We start from the raw sequence: 14,995 nt of genomic DNA, 5'->3' as shown, positions 1-14,995 counted from the left end.
GGGGGCTTACTGCCCGAAAATAACAGGATAAATGGGATGTTACACAAACTTACTATTTTCTATAGTATATTCACATTCATAAGAAACGTTTTCACACTTTAAGATTCTGTAACTTTATTTCATAAACTGACTTATACTTTGGAGTTTGATGGACGTGAGACTCATACAATGTAATCGTATCAGCCTGAAACACTATCGCATCTAATTGCTTCAGATCTTTAAGATTAAATGTTTCTTCTCCCATCCACTTACGAGCAACAGTAATATGCGGATGATAGGGACGTGTTTCAAGCGAAAAACCGTTTCTTTCACAAATAGCATGCACCTGTTTTTGCATATCAAATAACGCTTGATTTTCTTTTAATCCAGCCCAAAATATACGTGGGCTCTCTACTAGGCCAAATATAGAAAAATTTTGCAGCGTGAGATCTAATTCCGTTTTATTTGTAAGGAGTTGTAATCCTTTCTCTATTCCTTGCAATTGTTCCTGCGTCGCACTCCCTAAAAAAGCAAGTGTAATATGATAGTCTTCCTTATATACCCATGAGCGAAATGGCAACCTGTCCTTCATTTCTTCTTTGTAATTTTCAAGTATTTCTTTTATATGATCCGGCAGGGTAACTGCTAAAAAATAATGTGGTACCATTTGTATCTTCTCCTTTCTTGTTATTGTTGCTTTTCTTTTGTATCTCATTCAATTGGATAAAAAGAATCCGCTCCCTAAGATAGAGAGCGGTCATATATCACAGTAAAATCAACCTATTTCGCTAATTCATAAATTGCCTGTGCATAAATTGCTGTTGCTTTTAGTAAATCTTCTATTTCAATATACTCATCTTTTTGATGAGCAAGTTCTTCTTTTCCAGGGAAAAGCGGACCGAATGCTACACCAGCTTTTAATGAACGAGCATATGTACCGCCACCAATTGCTAATAGCTCCGCTTTCTCTCCTGTTTGTTCTTCATACACACGTTGTAATGTACGAATTAAAACATGATCTTTATCAACGTGATGCGGACGTGAGTTAGAATAATCAGCTACTTGGAAGCCTTTGTTGCCGACATAGTCTTTTAATTTCTGCACTGTCTCTTCAAAATTCGTTGTTACTGGATACCGCACATTTAAACCTAAGTTTCCGCCTTCTTCTTTCGTATAAGAAAGACGACCTACATTGACTGTTAACGGTCCGCTAATTTCATCTTTATAAGCGATTCCTGCTTTTTCTCCAAGCGTATCATTCGTAAATGTTTCTGTAACAAATGCCGCAAATGAGGCTCCTTTACCGTCAAGAGCAATCGTTGTTAAAAAGTTCGCTAATAAGAGTCCTGCATTTTCACCTTTTTCAGGAGTAGAACCGTGAGCTGAAACTCCTTCTAATTGTAGTGTCACGGTATTTCCTGCTACATTTGCTTTACCTGTCTTCTTCACAGTTTGTAAGTATTGTTCATAAGCATTTCTGAGTTCCTCTGCTTTTTCCGTCGTAATCACTGCTTCCGCAAAATCAGGAACCATATTTAAACGGCGACCTGAAGCAAATGAAACAAGCTCATATTCCCCGCCTTCTGTTTCGCTATTCTTTTGCACAACTTGTATATCAGAAATCCCTTTTTCCGCATTAATAATAGGAAAATCTGCATCTGGTGCGAACCCCATCGTTGGCATTTCTTCATTTTTGAAATAATGATCGACACATTTCCAGTTGCTTTCTTCATCCGTTCCTAAAATCATGCGTACGCGTTTTGAAAGCGGCAATCCTAATTCTTTTACAATTTTCATTGCATAGTAAGCAGCCATTGTCGGCCCTTTATCATCAATTGCACCGCGTGCAAAAATCTTTCCGTCACGAATATCAGCGCTATATGCAGGTGTTGTCCATCCATCTCCTTCTGGCACAACATCAACGTGACAAAGAATACCCACCAATTCTTCTCCTTGTCCCATTTCAAGGTGTCCTGCATACCCTTCTAAATTTTTAGAAGTAAATCCTTCAACTTCTCCTCTATGTAACATGAAGGATAGTGCTTTCGCTACACCTTCTCCAAACGGTGCACCTTCTTTTGCTGTTTCTTCTTCCCATACACTTTTAATTTGCAGGAATTGCTGCGTGTCATGAATTAATTCATCTTTTCTTTTCTCAACTTCTTCTGTCCAATTAATTGCTGACATAACTCATTCACCTCTTCTATATTCTCTCTTTCATCATAGCAAACGAAAATCCGATATGCCAATAAGAGAAGATGAAATAACGAACGATTATAATATTTCAGATATTTCACATTAATTTTTCTTTTATTTTTCTAAAAAAATTTGCAGGAATTTGACGGTTTACGTAGAAATTTATGTGGTAGTTGATAGAAGAGACATAGAATGTCAACTACCAATATTTTTATATTTTATTATTTGTTAAACTTTTGTAAAATTTAACTAGGTTAAAGCATGAAATTTGTCAAGTGGAGTACAATGGAAGTAAGGACCTTCTTTCCTGAATGGGGTCAAAAAAACTAGTAGAGGAGTGGTTTTCTCTTGAAACCTACGACTACTCGTATGCTAACACGCATTAAATCAATTTATATGTACATCAATGAGAATGGTACGGTAACGACGAAAGACCTTGTAGATGAGTTCGGGATCACACCGCGAACAATACAACGTGATCTGAATGTGTTGCAATTTAATGAACTCGTGTATAGCCCTTGCCGCGGTAAGTGGACAACAACAGGAAAGAAAGTGAGAATGACCTCATAACGAAAACAATTGTATCTAAAATATAATACATACCCCTTTCTGATTTCACAGAAAGGGGTTCTTTCTATTTTTAGAATCGGTCTCAATCTTGACTCTCTGTTTGAACTTGATACGTTTTTAACATTTCCACTTCTTCATCTGTTAATTCACGGTATTGACCAAGTTCTAATTCTTCATCTAACACTAAAGGTCCCATCTCCGTTCTCTTTAAGTAGACAACCTTTTTCCCTACCGCTTCAAACATGCGCTTTACTTGATGGAATTTCCCTTCTGTAATGACAAGCTCGATTTCAGACACATCATCGCTTTTCAAAATTGTAAGTTCACCTGGCTTCGTTTCATAGCCATCATCTAAAATAACACCTTTTGCAAATTCTTCTACATCTTTTTCTGTTACAACTCCAGCTACGTGTGCATAATATTTTTTCGGAACGTGCTTTTTCGGAGATAATAACTGATGCGTAAGCTTCCCGTCATTTGTTAATAATAGGAAGCCTTCTGTATCAATATCAAGTCTTCCAACTGGAAACGGATCAAAGATTGCATCTTCTAATTCCAATAAATCAACAACTGTTTCATGATTATCATCTTCTGTTGCCGAAATGACCCCTTGTGGTTTATGCATCATTAAATATACAAATTCCTTATACTCAACAATCTCACCGTGAATCGTAACCTCTTGTTCTTCTACATTCACATGAAACTTCGCATCTTTTACTGAAATTCCATCAATTTTTACAACGCCATCCTTTAATAACTTCTTTACTTCTTTTCTACTTCCATATCCCATATTTGCTAATAATTTATCTAATCTCATTCTTTCACCTTCTTGTATTTATCATAGAAAAGGGGACGTGTATTACGCCCCTTTTGATTTCATCTTTATTTTCAGCTTACCGCCAAGCTTACGCTGAATCTTTTCTAAAGCTTCTCCGCCAAATACTCTTACAAGTACACCTGTGCGAATCGCTAACAATCCGTAAGTAAGGCCACCAATACCTGCACAAACCGCAACTGTAATCAGTGCACCAAATCGGCCCTCGGGCGAAATCACAAAGGATAAAATTCCTTGTGATAGTTTTACGACAATGACCATCACAATTGTTAATATTGCAATTTGGAATGTTCGTTTATATACAACACCGAATGAATAGTGTGCATGTTTTCGAATTTGTTTATTCGTATACCAAATGGAAGCTAGGAATCCAATACCTGTTGCTAAAACAGCTCCAACTGTACCGAAGTAACGAATTAAAATCACATTACATAAAAACTTCAAAATAACGCCCATGCCAAGCGCAATAATCGCATGCTTCTGCTGATTAATCCCTTGCAATATCGCTGCAGTCACTGTAAATAACGCGAATAATAACGCAACTGGCGCATACCACATCAATACTTGTCCACCTAATGGATCCTTTTCATAAAACGCTGTATAAATCGGATACGCAAGCGTCGAAATACCAACTACCGCTGGTAATGTCAAGAACATATTTGCCTGGAATGTTTGTGTAATTTGTAGTTTTAAATAGCGAAATTGTTTTTCTGTAAATGATTTTGTAATTGCTGGAACAAGAGTTAAACTAAACGCCGTCGCAAGTGACACAGGAATCATAATTAATTTATGCGTCCACATCGTAAAAATGCCGAGTGCTCGCTCTGCAATATCGCCTTGTCCAATCGCTTGCATAATAGAGTTGAATGTTAATGTATCAATTTGTTGATATAAAGGAATTGTTAATCCAATAACAACATAAGGAATTGCATATGCAAATAATTCTTTAAATAATTGAGCTGTACTTACTGTTGATTCTGGTACAGTTTGTTCAATTAAATATTGATCGAGATGCTTTTTGCGTTTTAACCAGTACCATATTAACACACCAAGCGCTCCCACAGCTGAAACAAACGCTGCGAAAGTTGCCACTCCAACTGCTGCTGCTACTGATCCACCTATTACTTTAATGACAATAAAACTACCCGCTAATAAAAAGACAATGCGAATAATTTGTTCAATAATTTGCGATACCGTAGTCGGTCCCATCGATTGATGACCTTGGAAATAACCACGAATTAAACTTGCTACTGGTACAACAATAAGCGCAAAACTTACGAGGCGAATAATCATCGTAACATCTTCTATACTATTGCGTACACTTTGTTTACCAAGCATTGCCTCAGCAAATAATGGCGCAGACATGTAAAGAACTAAGAAGGAAAGGATTCCTGTTGCAATCATCATAACCATTCCCGAGCGGAACATTCTCCGGCTCGTCTTATAATCTCCAAGCGCATTATATTTAGAAACAAACTTTGAAACAGCAAGCGGCACTCCCGCCGTTGCAATACTTAAAAAGATCGTATATGGAATATATCCATACGTATAGAGCGTTCCGCCTTCTGTGCCAACTAAGGCATGAAATGGAAAGACATAAATCATGCCTAGAAACTTAACTAAAAAAGTTCCTAACGTCACAATAAGCGTTCCGCGCAGAAATTTTGAATCGGACATAGATGATCCTCCTACATATATAACGCTGAACTCTAACCTTTGTATTGTACCACAATTCTTCAGCGAAACAGTATATCACTGAATTTTTCTTTTCTATGAAAACATGCTATTCTTTTAGGCAGGAAATGTAGAAAATGAGGTCGATATACTATGCATTATGATGTGATTGTCATCGGAGGAGGCCCTTCAGGATTAATGGCCGCAATCGGTGCTGCTGAAGAAGGCGCACGCGTCTTGCTTCTTGATAAAGGAAATAAACTAGGACGTAAGCTTGCGATTTCTGGCGGTGGGCGTTGCAACGTAACAAACCGCTTACCGCTTGATGAAATTGTGAAACATATACCAGGAAACGGTCGCTTTTTATACAGTGCTTTTTCCATCTTTAATAATGAAGATATTATTACATTCTTCGAAAAGCTTGGTGTAAAGCTAAAAGAAGAGGATCATGGGCGCATGTTCCCTGTATCAAATAAAGCGCAATCTGTTGTCGATGCTTTATTAACACGATTAAAAGAACTAGGCGTTAAAATGCGTACGAACACACCAGTTGAAACGGTAGAATATGAAAACGGACAAACAAAAGCCGTTATTCTCAAAACAGGTGAAGTTTTGGAAACAAATCATGTTGTAATTGCTGTTGGCGGAAAATCTGTCCCTCACACTGGTTCAACTGGGGATGGCTACGCTTGGGCTGAAAAAGCGGGACATACAATTACAGAACTTTTCCCAACGGAAGTCCCAATTACTTCAAACGAACCATTTATTCGTGACCGTACATTGCAAGGCCTTGCTTTACGCGATGTAAACTTAAGCGTATTAAATCCAAAAGGAAAAGCTGTCATTTCTCATAAAATGGACATGCTCTTTACCCACTTTGGTATTTCTGGCCCAGCCGCTCTTCGCTGTAGCCAATTCGTTGTAAAAACGATGAAAAAATTTAAAATGCGCGCAGTAGAAATGAGCATCGATGCACTGCCAGAAGAAAATAGCGAACAGCTCTTCCAACGCATGATGAAACAAATGAAAGAAGAACCCAAAAAAGGAATCAAAAATGTGTTAAAAGGATATGTTCCTGAACGTTATTTCCTATTCTTATTAGAAAGAAACGAAATTGACGGTAGCGAACAAGCTGGGCAAGTTTCACACGAAAAAATCCGTGCACTTGTGAAAGACTTCAAAGAGTTTAAAGTAACAGTAAACGGCACACAGCCACTTGAAAAAGCATTCGTTACAGGCGGCGGCGTTTCTGTTAAAGAAATTCATCCGAAAGAATTGGCTTCTAAATTAATGAATGGTCTATACTTCTGCGGAGAAGTTCTTGATATTCATGGCTATACAGGCGGCTACAATATCACTTCCGCTCTTGTCACAGGGCGAATCGCCGGAACAACTGCAGGACAAAACGCAAAAGTGCAGTACTAAAAAAGAAACACGGGTGGATTCTTTCCCCTCCTGTTTCTTTTTTGTTGCCTTATATAGCTTAGTAGCTTTATATTTTATATTGTTGAATATTATAAAGGGGAAAACATATGAGAAAAAAAGTCATGATATCTTTAATGTTAATGACGTTTCTTTCCGCTGTGGAAGGAACGATTGTTAGTACGGCAATCCCTCGTATAACGAGTGATTTATCTGGCGTTGAACTTGTTAGTTGGGTGTATGCAATTTATATGCTCGCAACTGCTGTCTCGACTCCAATTTACGGAAAACTAGCAGATTTATTCGGACGTAAAAAAGTACTGCTCATCGGCGCAGCCATCTTTTTAATCGGTTCTGCATTATGCGGAGTCGTGACATCGATGGAACAATTAATCGTCTTACGCGCTCTTCAAGGTATAGGTGCCGGCGCTGTTATGCCAATTACAATGACGATTATCGGAGACTTATATAGTGAAGCGAAAGATCGCGCAAAAGCACAAGGCTGGATGAGTGCTGTTTGGGGCGTTTCTGGTGTTGTTGGGCCGCTAGTAGGTGGATTTTTAGTCGATTCTCTTTCTTGGCGCTACATCTTCTTCTTAAATGTCCCATTTGGAATTCTTGCTTGTGCGATGATTGCAATTTCTTATAAAGAGTCAATCAAACCAGCAAAACACCATATCGATTATCCTGGTGCAATTATCTTCTCATTAAGTACAATTGCGTTACTATATGCACTCTTAACAGGAAGCAGCAAGCAAAACTGGGGCGACATTACAATTATCGGCCTCTTAATCTTTGCAGCTGTTTCATTCATTATTTTCTTATTCTTTGAGAAAAAATCTCCGGAGCCATTAATTCCGTTAGCACTTTTCTCCAACCGTACATTATCAACTGTAAACGTCCTAACACTTATTGCTGGCGCCATGATTATTAGTATTACAATGTACCTTCCAATTTGGAGCCAAGGGGTATTAGGCAAAAATGCTACAGAAGCTGGACTTATTCTGATGCCAATTCCTGTTATGTGGACATTTGGTGCGATTCTTTCTGGGAATTTAGTTGGTAAGTTACAAACGAAACAAATCATTTTACTTGGAGCTAGCATTTTATCAGTCGCTACCTTCTTATTATTCATATTATCAACTCATTCACCAGCATTTCTAATTTATGTTGCGGTCGGACTATTCGGCTTAGGAATGGGACTTATTACACCAATTTATATGGTAACCATTCAAGCAGCTGTCCCTGCACATACACGCGGAACAGTAATTGGTTTAAACACATTTGTTAATACATTTAGCCAAACATTAGGTGCCGCTATCTTCGGAACAATCTTTAATACGATGATTCATGCACAAGGCATGCAAAATGTTGATCTTGTCTCAGGTGGACATGGCGGTACAACAAATGTAGTAACAAAATCACAAGAAGTATTAGCTTCGAGCGTACACATCATTTATATGAGTACATTTGCACTCGCACTACTTACACTATTTATCGGGTGGCTTCTATTAAAGCCAGCTACGCAAACAACTGAACAGTAAAAAAGAGGATGATCGTTCATAGCGATCATCCTCTTTCTATATATCGGCGACTTTTTAAATATATCGACCATTTCTCACGATATATCGGCGCTTCGACAATACGTGACAACACTTACTCTTCATGTTCCACCACATATTTGAGCATAGACAATTTATTATTCCAAAACTGTTCATAATAGGAAAGCCACTGCTGTAATTCGGCCAACGGCTCAGGCTGCAGCCGATATATCTTTTCTCTCCCAACTTTTCTTCCGCTTACTAATTTCGCTTCTGAAAGAATGTGAAGATGTTTCGCTACAGCTGTACGACTCATTGGAAAATGATCTGTTATTTTAGAAATTGGCAATTCTTTTTCAGTTAATAACCGGAGTACTTCGCGGCGTGTTGGATCAGCAATTGCTTGAAAGACATCGTATTTCGCTGCTGATGAGGACACTTATCCTTCAACAACCTTTTTCAGTTTTTCATTTACAATTGCTACCCAGCCACCTGCCATTCTATCGCGAATAACAGAACTTTTCTCGTTTGCTTTCGGAAGAATTGTATCAGCCTGCTTCCAACCACCATGAATAAGAATAAACTCCGTTTTACCTCCTAAATCTTTCAAAATAAATGAAACGACCCAACCATCTGTATCCCATGAAAAAGATAAACGATGAGGCTCATCAATTTCTAACACTTTACACGGAGATGGTCCAAAAGGTGATTGCACATGAAACTTATGCCCTACCTTAGGTTCAAAGTCATTTGGCATAAACCAAGATGCAATCCCTTCTGAAGTCGATACTGCATTCCATACTTTTTGAATAGGCGCTTCAAAAATAACTGTTTGTTTAATATCTTGTAATGTATTTTGCTGATCCATACTATTTCTCCTTTATATAGGCCGTTACAATGTAACACCTTTTGGTTTTGTTTTATAATATAACACCTTTTGGTTTCACGTCAAGAAATCTCCATTTGCCTGTTGAGAAATTCTCAACATTTTTTCAACAGGACAAACACCAGTGCAACATTTCGTCATAATATATTCACAAAAGCAAACACATCTCAATCCTTAGCCTCCCTCCTTCCCTTGGGATTTATTTAAAAAACACATTGATATAAACGAGATATGTATACGCAATGTAATTTGAGCAGGTGGCGATTTTCAAAAACAATAAACTGACTACCTACTCACTCTTTTTCTTTAAAAATTTTTAACAATAAAAGGAGATGAAAGATATGTATTACTGCATTCATTGCTCTGAAATTCATCATGAAAGAGGTTTGACTGATCGAGTCTTCAAAAATGGTTTTTATATTGATCCATTCCTAGGTGAACGCTACCATCTCGGTATGTGTAAAGATGCTACCACTGGTGAAAAAGTTCTATCTACAAAAGAAAACCTGGCACCACAATCCATTATGAATGCTTTACCAACTCATATAATTTCTACTTAAAAACATAAAAAAGAGCTGGTTCCCCAGCTCTTTTTTATGTTTTATAGATAACCATCGCCGAAAAACAATAAATTTGATTTTCATCGTCATTAATGGATACACCAACTTGATATTTAATATCTACAAGCTGTTCGTCATTCAGCTTCTTTAGAAACACATTTACGGAGTCTTCCAAGTCCTTTTCATGACTTTCATCAAACACCTTAACACGAATCATGTTAACACCATCCTAGATCACAGCTCTCCGCCGCTCGATTATTGCCACGGTGCGTATCTATGATGCGATAAAACTTACCATCTTCATATACATATCCGTCTTCTAACACATATTGCTTATCTTCAGTATAGACATAAAACTTACCTATCATAAATTTACTTGTATATAATTCTAAATAATTCGATTTAAATCTTGCTACTACCTTATTCGTAATATCAATTTTAATTGTGCGTCCCACCATCTCTCCCTCCTTTAAAAAGAACGGATTTAGGTATATTGTATTAACGATTTTGTATTTTATGATTAAAAAAGAGTGGATATGCCTTGTATTTTTCTGTGAGAGTTCCTCAGAATATTATCCCTTTTCACTTGCAGTTCTTTCAAAAAAATGTTGTGATTTTTCAACTAAAAACAAGATTTAAAAAACGAACTAAAATCATTGACACAGATAGATAACATATGGTAATATAATAAATTTGATATTTTTATCCATATGTGTTATCATTACATATAGTTACCACATATGGAGGTGGATGATTTGTTTCAAATTGGTGATAAAATTGTTTACCCTATGCACGGAGCAGGAATAATCGAAGCGATTGAGGATAAAGAAGTGTTAGGAAAAATACGTCAGTATTGTGTAATACACATGGTTATTAGCGATATGCAAGTGATGATTCCTATGGATAAAGTAGAAAATTCAGGCATACGTTATGTTGTTGACAAAAATACATTAAACGATGTATTAGTTGACATTCATAATGGTGAAGCTGACCACTCACTCTCATGGAAACAAAGATATACCATGAACATGGAGAAAATGAAAAACGGGAATCTTCTAGACGGCGCTGAAGTTGTTCGCGATTTAATTCGCCGCAATAAAGAAAGAGCATTAAATGCGAGTGAAAAACAGATGCTAGACAACGCGCGCAGAATTTTAATTAGTGAAGTTGCACTTGTGCAAAATGTTTCAGAAAATCAAGCAACTTATATCCTACAAGATACCATCAATCATTAATCTAAAAATATATATTCAAATTGAAAATAGCTGACCGCTATTTTTTTTTTGCATAAATACAAATTGAAAAACTGACATACAACCTTTCTTTTTTGGTGAGAGAATGCATCCGGAGCCATGCATAGAAGCGGTCAGACCCTCTGCCTGCCCCATGCCAAGTAAAAACAAAAGGAGAAAACAAGTAACGGTCACCTTGTACTCTTCCCTTCAAACCAATACAAATAGCAACATGACTCCAGTACAAGAACTAGAATCATGCTGCTTTATTTTTCGATTGTTTTAAGAAACAGTGTAATTGTTCCCTCTATTTGTTATTTAACATCACTAACAACTTTTCTTGACTATACATCCACACTGTAATAATTAAACAAGCAAGCGCTACTTCTGAAAGTGCCATAAATCCAATTGCATAATGACCAGTTAGTTGGAATAGTAACGTTAAAATTAACGGTGGGAAAAAGCCCCCTAAGCCGCCTAAAGCTGCAACAAGTCCGTTTACAATCCCTGCTTGCTCAGAAAAGTACATCGGTACAAGTTTGAAGATTGTTCCATTTCCAATTCCAGCGCAAAATGCGACTAGTAAGCAACCAAATGTATACACGTTCATACTTGGCATAAACGATAAAATAATACCAGATAGTGTTAAACCGATGAATACAAAGATTAAAATTTTAAATGGATTAAATTTATCACCAAGCCACCCACCAATTGGGCGCATAACTGTTGCTAAGACGATAAATCCAGCTGTTCGCATACCTGCATCTACTTTTTCTAATCCAAAGTGAGATACTAAGAAGTTTGGTAAGTATACTGTAAATGCAACAAACGATCCAAAAGTTAAGAAATAGAAAATACATAAGAACCAAAGTTTTTCATTTTTGTATACACCTTTTAACTGTTCCATTAATGGTGTATTCACTTTTCGCTCATTACGATCACCTAGTAAAAAGTTTAGAAGTGCGAAAATAGCAAGTAAGATTAAAAAGGATTGCACAGTTGCTCTCCAGCCAAATGAAGTCGCGATCACAGGTGCTAAGAAAGATGTAACTGCTGTTCCTGCATTACCTACACCGTAAATACCATTTACAAAACCGTGACGCTCTTTCGGATAATATTTCGGCAGAGACGTTACACCTACAGAGAATACAGCTCCGCCAATCCCTGCAAATAAACCGCCGATAATTAAATCCATCATAGAATTCGCAATACTAATATAAAAGACAGGGAATAATAACATAATAAAGCTTATAAAGAATAATTTTCTCGCTCCGTAACGATTAGTCCAATAACCAATTGGTATTCGAAGCACCGACCCTAAAATAACAGGTACTGCTGTGACAAGGGAAATTTGTCCTGCTGTTAACGCAATGTCTACTTTAATAAATGGCATTAGTGAAGATAAAATCACCCACACCATAAAACCAATAATAAGATTAGAAGTTTGTAAACATAACTGAAAATTCTGACTTTTCATCCTTTTCGCCTCCTATTTTGTTCATTTTTTCACAATGTATATTAATTCCCTCCAGTCTAATCACGTACTTCCGTGATTAGACTGGAAAAAATCAACCACCGCTCACTGGGGGAATCAATGCCACAATATCACCAGATTTTATTTTGTCATCTTCATTTGCATATTCTTCATTGATAGCGACCATAATCTGCTCTGAAACTGCGATATGATGTTCTTTCGTAATAATATTTTTTAATTCTGCAACAGTAATATTTTCACAATCTACTTTTAACTCATTTGTCCCCGCATCTTCTTGTAAATGCGCAAATAATAACACCCGAATCATTTTTTCATCTCCCTTCCAGGCTCCCCGTCTGGATACGGTATTTTTTCTAATTGATCACCAATCCATGAGTCACCATCTTCCCAAAACTCTTTTTTCCAAATCGGAACAATTTGTTTGATGCGCTCCATAATATATTCATTTGCTTCATATGCCGATTTTCGGTGTGGTGTTGATACAGCAACAACAACGGCAATATCAGAAATTTGAAGTGTACCGATGCGATGTGTAATCGCAACGTGTGTCCCAGGCCACTTCTCTTTCACTTCATCTCCAATCTTCGCAAGCATTTTTTCAGCCATTGTCTTATAGGCTGCGTACTCTAAATATAACGTGCGACGCCCTTTCGTAAATTCTCTTACAGTACCAGTGAAAGTTGTCACAGCACCACATTCACGGCGAATCACTTTATTTGTAACCTCTTCAATCGAAATTGGTGTATCTACTACTTCATAATGTGAAATTGTCATCGTGCACCTCTCATCGTTTGTGTAAACCAATCCATGTATGCGTCTTCCTCTGTTATATGAAATGTTTTATACGCTTTTGGTAAACTTTGTGTAACCTCTTTCCATATAATGACCGCTATTACATTCTCCATTTTATCTAGTAAAGCAATATCTTCATTTCTCCGAAGCAAAACCACTTTTGGATAGTTTTCTTTTTTATATCCTTCAATCAAAATGAGATCTACTTCAAAAAATTCATATAGTCGAATGATTTCCTGTAAAGACCATTCATCCCGAAGAGAAGAAAGTGATAATAATCCTGCTCCTTCTACAGCACTTACGGCAGCGCCTGCTCGCCTATGACGTTCACTATCCTTTTGAGGTACTTCCGGGTAGCCACCATGTCCGTGATGCTTAATTGTGGCAACTTTCATACCTTCATCCGAAAAAGCTTGAATCATCTTCTCCGTGAGCGTCGTTTTTCCGCTATTTTGATAGCCAACTATTTGTAAGATTGGAGCGGTTCTGCCCACGGCCACTCACTTCCTTGGCTTGATTCTAGTAATAACACCGAAACTGTCATTCCTGCTTCAAATCCTCTTGTTCCTCCTGGCAATACAATCAAAGCATTGCTATCTGCAAGAGAAGAAATCGCACTTGATTTATCGAGCCCTACTGGTATAACTTGCAGCTGACCATTGATAAACGTTGCTTTCCCCCTTACAAATCGTGTAAATGGGTTTGCCTTTGGAAAATCTTTCTGCAATATAGCATCTGTACGATATGCATGTGGTTCTTTCGCATGAAGGAATGCTTGAATAACTGGATAAACGAGTAATTCAAATCCGACATAACAAGCAGACGGGTTACCAGATAACCCAAACAACAGCTTCCCGTTTACTTCAGCTACAGTTGTGACACTACCTGGTCGCATCGCTATTTTATTAAAAAGAACATTGGCATTTAATTTTTTATAAATAGCAGGCAAATAATCGTAATCACCTACCGAAACACCACCAGTTGTGATTAAAATGTCTACTTCATCCACCGCGGCTTTCACTGCTTCATAGCAAGCTTCTAAATCGTCAGCAAGTTGTCCATAATATCGTACTTTCCCGCCAGCTCTAACAATTTGAGCTGCGATCATATAGGAATTACTATTTCTAATTTTTCCTGGTTCAAGTGGTTCATGTACTTCTAACAACTCACTTCCCGTCGTTACAATCCCGACAATAGGCTGTTTCATAACGTTTACTGAACTGTAGCCAAATGTCGCCAGAAGTGCTGCTACACCTGGATTAATCTTCGTACCTTTTTTCACAAGTATTTGATTTTGTTTTACATCTTCACCTTTGAATGAAACATTATCACCTACTTGAAAAGAACGCTTTAACTTCATATACGTTCTTCCGTTTCTTTCAAATCCTTCCGTAAGCTCTAACATAACTACCGCATCACAATCTTTTGGAATCGCTGCTCCTGTCATAATTCGAACCGCTTCGAAGGCCTTTACCTCGTCTGTAAAAACAGAACCAGCTCCTATTTCTCCTATCACTTCAAACTCAATTGGATGCTCGTTCCCCGCCTCTTTCGTATCTTCTGCCCGAATCGCAAATCCGTCATATGGAGAGCGGTCAAAATGCGGAACATCGTGATCTGCCACAACATCTTCTCCAAGAATTCTTCCGTAGCTTTCGGTAATAGAAACTTTTTCCATTCCACCTTGGTGTGCATATGTCATAACTCGCGCCACTGCTTCAGCAACTGGAATTGGTACTCGTTTTTCTAACATTGTTTTCACCCCATATTTGCAAAATATCACATCTTGATTACACTTTATATTGTACAATGC

At 37.5% G+C, this 14,995-nt stretch carries 18 protein-coding genes; 5 read left to right on the top strand and 13 right to left on the bottom strand.

Annotation, left to right across the window (positions count from 1 at the left end):
* Positions 1 to 91: 91 nt before the first annotated feature.
* Positions 92 to 646: an RNA 2',3'-cyclic phosphodiesterase gene (gene thpR / locus JDS96_RS10455; RefSeq protein ID WP_033796476.1), complete on the bottom strand. Its 555-nt coding sequence runs from the start codon at positions 644 to 646 to the stop codon at positions 92 to 94.
* A gap of 113 nt (positions 647 to 759) precedes the next feature.
* Positions 760 to 2,166 carry a dipeptidase PepV gene (gene pepV / locus JDS96_RS10450; protein WP_006096242.1) on the bottom strand — a complete coding sequence of 469 codons (1,407 nt, stop codon included), beginning with the start codon at positions 2,164 to 2,166 and terminating at the stop codon, positions 760 to 762.
* 357 nt (positions 2,167 to 2,523) lie between these two features.
* Between pepV and JDS96_RS10445 the strand changes: the two genes are divergently transcribed.
* The gene (locus tag JDS96_RS10445; protein ID WP_000805512.1) at positions 2,524 to 2,745 is read left to right on the top strand and encodes a DeoR family transcriptional regulator; all 222 of its coding nucleotides are present in this window, start codon (positions 2,524 to 2,526) and stop codon (positions 2,743 to 2,745) included.
* 82 nt (positions 2,746 to 2,827) lie between these two features.
* Here JDS96_RS10445 and JDS96_RS10440 read toward each other — a convergent pair whose 3' ends face one another.
* Positions 2,828 to 3,562 (bottom strand): pseudouridine synthase, encoded by a 735-nt coding sequence (locus tag JDS96_RS10440; protein ID WP_003201223.1) that lies wholly within the window; start codon positions 3,560 to 3,562, stop codon positions 2,828 to 2,830.
* Between the two features lie 42 nt (positions 3,563 to 3,604).
* Positions 3,605 to 5,257 carry a putative polysaccharide biosynthesis protein gene (locus tag JDS96_RS10435; protein ID WP_199666740.1) on the bottom strand — a complete coding sequence of 551 codons (1,653 nt, stop codon included), beginning with the start codon at positions 5,255 to 5,257 and terminating at the stop codon, positions 3,605 to 3,607.
* 150 nt (positions 5,258 to 5,407) lie between these two features.
* Between JDS96_RS10435 and JDS96_RS10430 the strand changes: the two genes are divergently transcribed.
* Both JDS96_RS10430 and JDS96_RS10425 read left to right on the top strand, forming a co-directional pair.
* Positions 5,408 to 6,679 (top strand): BaiN/RdsA family NAD(P)/FAD-dependent oxidoreductase, encoded by a 1,272-nt coding sequence (locus JDS96_RS10430; RefSeq protein WP_199666739.1) that lies wholly within the window; start codon positions 5,408 to 5,410, stop codon positions 6,677 to 6,679.
* 107 nt (positions 6,680 to 6,786) lie between these two features.
* The gene (locus tag JDS96_RS10425) at positions 6,787 to 8,220 is read left to right on the top strand and encodes an MDR family MFS transporter (protein WP_199666738.1); all 1,434 of its coding nucleotides are present in this window, start codon (positions 6,787 to 6,789) and stop codon (positions 8,218 to 8,220) included.
* Positions 8,221 to 8,332: 112 nt separating this feature from the next.
* On the opposite strand, the gene JDS96_RS10420 is transcribed toward JDS96_RS10425, so the two are convergent.
* Both JDS96_RS10420 and JDS96_RS10415 read right to left on the bottom strand, forming a co-directional pair.
* Positions 8,333 to 8,656 (bottom strand): ArsR/SmtB family transcription factor, encoded by a 324-nt coding sequence (locus JDS96_RS10420; RefSeq protein ID WP_003208744.1) that lies wholly within the window; start codon positions 8,654 to 8,656, stop codon positions 8,333 to 8,335.
* On the bottom strand, positions 8,657 to 9,085 hold the full coding sequence (locus JDS96_RS10415) for an SRPBCC family protein (protein ID WP_199666737.1): 429 nt from the start codon (positions 9,083 to 9,085) through the stop codon (positions 8,657 to 8,659).
* Positions 9,086 to 9,444: 359 nt separating this feature from the next.
* On the opposite strand from JDS96_RS10415, the gene JDS96_RS10410 reads away from it, so the two are divergent.
* Positions 9,445 to 9,663: a DUF3973 domain-containing protein gene (locus JDS96_RS10410; RefSeq protein ID WP_018764542.1), complete on the top strand. Its 219-nt coding sequence runs from the start codon at positions 9,445 to 9,447 to the stop codon at positions 9,661 to 9,663.
* Between the two features lie 34 nt (positions 9,664 to 9,697).
* On the opposite strand, the gene JDS96_RS10405 is transcribed toward JDS96_RS10410, so the two are convergent.
* Positions 9,698 to 9,880, bottom strand: coding sequence for a sporulation protein Cse60 (locus JDS96_RS10405; RefSeq protein WP_003201211.1), 183 nt, complete (start codon positions 9,878 to 9,880; stop codon positions 9,698 to 9,700).
* A 1-nt stretch (position 9,881) separates the two neighbouring features.
* Complete coding sequence (locus JDS96_RS10400; protein WP_029427646.1) at positions 9,882 to 10,118, bottom strand: DUF2553 family protein; 237 nt, start codon at positions 10,116 to 10,118, stop codon at positions 9,882 to 9,884.
* A 285-nt stretch (positions 10,119 to 10,403) separates the two neighbouring features.
* Between JDS96_RS10400 and JDS96_RS10395 the strand changes: the two genes are divergently transcribed.
* The gene (locus JDS96_RS10395) at positions 10,404 to 10,898 is read left to right on the top strand and encodes a CarD family transcriptional regulator (protein WP_003201207.1); all 495 of its coding nucleotides are present in this window, start codon (positions 10,404 to 10,406) and stop codon (positions 10,896 to 10,898) included.
* Between the two features lie 304 nt (positions 10,899 to 11,202).
* On the opposite strand, the gene JDS96_RS10390 is transcribed toward JDS96_RS10395, so the two are convergent.
* The 5 genes from JDS96_RS10390 to JDS96_RS10370 form a co-directional block, all read right to left on the bottom strand.
* Positions 11,203 to 12,372, bottom strand: a complete 1,170-nt coding sequence (locus JDS96_RS10390; protein ID WP_199666736.1) for a nitrate/nitrite transporter — start codon at positions 12,370 to 12,372, stop codon at positions 11,203 to 11,205.
* A 91-nt stretch (positions 12,373 to 12,463) separates the two neighbouring features.
* Complete coding sequence (moaD, locus tag JDS96_RS10385) at positions 12,464 to 12,697, bottom strand: molybdopterin converting factor subunit 1 (protein ID WP_018782818.1); 234 nt, start codon at positions 12,695 to 12,697, stop codon at positions 12,464 to 12,466.
* Positions 12,694 to 13,164 carry a molybdenum cofactor biosynthesis protein MoaE gene (locus JDS96_RS10380; protein ID WP_033796478.1) on the bottom strand — a complete coding sequence of 157 codons (471 nt, stop codon included), beginning with the start codon at positions 13,162 to 13,164 and terminating at the stop codon, positions 12,694 to 12,696. The genes moaD and JDS96_RS10380 overlap by 4 nt, the downstream gene beginning before the upstream one ends.
* A complete protein-coding gene (gene mobB / locus JDS96_RS10375; RefSeq protein ID WP_016116706.1) occupies positions 13,161 to 13,682 on the bottom strand; it encodes a molybdopterin-guanine dinucleotide biosynthesis protein B in 522 nt (173 codons plus the stop codon). Before mobB ends, JDS96_RS10380 begins: the two co-directional genes overlap by 4 nt.
* Positions 13,646 to 14,935 (bottom strand): molybdopterin molybdotransferase MoeA, encoded by a 1,290-nt coding sequence (locus JDS96_RS10370; RefSeq protein ID WP_097786676.1) that lies wholly within the window; start codon positions 14,933 to 14,935, stop codon positions 13,646 to 13,648. Before JDS96_RS10370 ends, mobB begins: the two co-directional genes overlap by 37 nt.
* Between the last annotated feature and the right edge of the window lie 60 nt (positions 14,936 to 14,995).

The organism is Bacillus cereus group sp. N21 (genome assembly GCF_016483395.1).
Lineage (GTDB): Bacteria > Bacillota > Bacilli > Bacillales > Bacillaceae_G > Bacillus_A > Bacillus_A pseudomycoides.
The sequence above is the reverse complement of the archived record's forward strand: the minus strand, read 5'-3'. Positions and strand labels throughout refer to the sequence as shown.

What these genes read in the sequence shown, in the direction of transcription:
- thpR (WP_033796476.1), bottom strand. Translation starts at nt 646, where the DNA reads ATGGTACCACATTATTTTTTAGCAGTTACCCTGCCGGATCATATAAAA.
- pepV (WP_006096242.1), bottom strand. Translation starts at nt 2,166, where the DNA reads ATGTCAGCAATTAATTGGACAGAAGAAGTTGAGAAAAGAAAAGATGAA.
- JDS96_RS10440 (WP_003201223.1), bottom strand. Translation starts at nt 3,562, where the DNA reads ATGAGATTAGATAAATTATTAGCAAATATGGGATATGGAAGTAGAAAA.
- JDS96_RS10435 (WP_199666740.1), bottom strand. Translation starts at nt 5,257, where the DNA reads ATGTCCGATTCAAAATTTCTGCGCGGAACGCTTATTGTGACGTTAGGA.
- JDS96_RS10430 (WP_199666739.1), top strand. Translation starts at nt 5,408, where the DNA reads ATGCATTATGATGTGATTGTCATCGGAGGAGGCCCTTCAGGATTAATG.
- JDS96_RS10425 (WP_199666738.1), top strand. Translation starts at nt 6,787, where the DNA reads ATGAGAAAAAAAGTCATGATATCTTTAATGTTAATGACGTTTCTTTCC.
- JDS96_RS10415 (WP_199666737.1), bottom strand. Translation starts at nt 9,085, where the DNA reads ATGGATCAGCAAAATACATTACAAGATATTAAACAAACAGTTATTTTT.
- JDS96_RS10410 (WP_018764542.1), top strand. Translation starts at nt 9,445, where the DNA reads ATGTATTACTGCATTCATTGCTCTGAAATTCATCATGAAAGAGGTTTG.
- JDS96_RS10405 (WP_003201211.1), bottom strand. Translation starts at nt 9,880, where the DNA reads ATGATTCGTGTTAAGGTGTTTGATGAAAGTCATGAAAAGGACTTGGAA.
- JDS96_RS10395 (WP_003201207.1), top strand. Translation starts at nt 10,404, where the DNA reads ATGGAGGTGGATGATTTGTTTCAAATTGGTGATAAAATTGTTTACCCT.
- JDS96_RS10390 (WP_199666736.1), bottom strand. Translation starts at nt 12,372, where the DNA reads ATGAAAAGTCAGAATTTTCAGTTATGTTTACAAACTTCTAATCTTATT.
- moaD (WP_018782818.1), bottom strand. Translation starts at nt 12,697, where the DNA reads ATGATTCGGGTGTTATTATTTGCGCATTTACAAGAAGATGCGGGGACA.
- JDS96_RS10380 (WP_033796478.1), bottom strand. Translation starts at nt 13,164, where the DNA reads ATGACAATTTCACATTATGAAGTAGTAGATACACCAATTTCGATTGAA.
- JDS96_RS10370 (WP_097786676.1), bottom strand. Translation starts at nt 14,935, where the DNA reads ATGTTAGAAAAACGAGTACCAATTCCAGTTGCTGAAGCAGTGGCGCGA.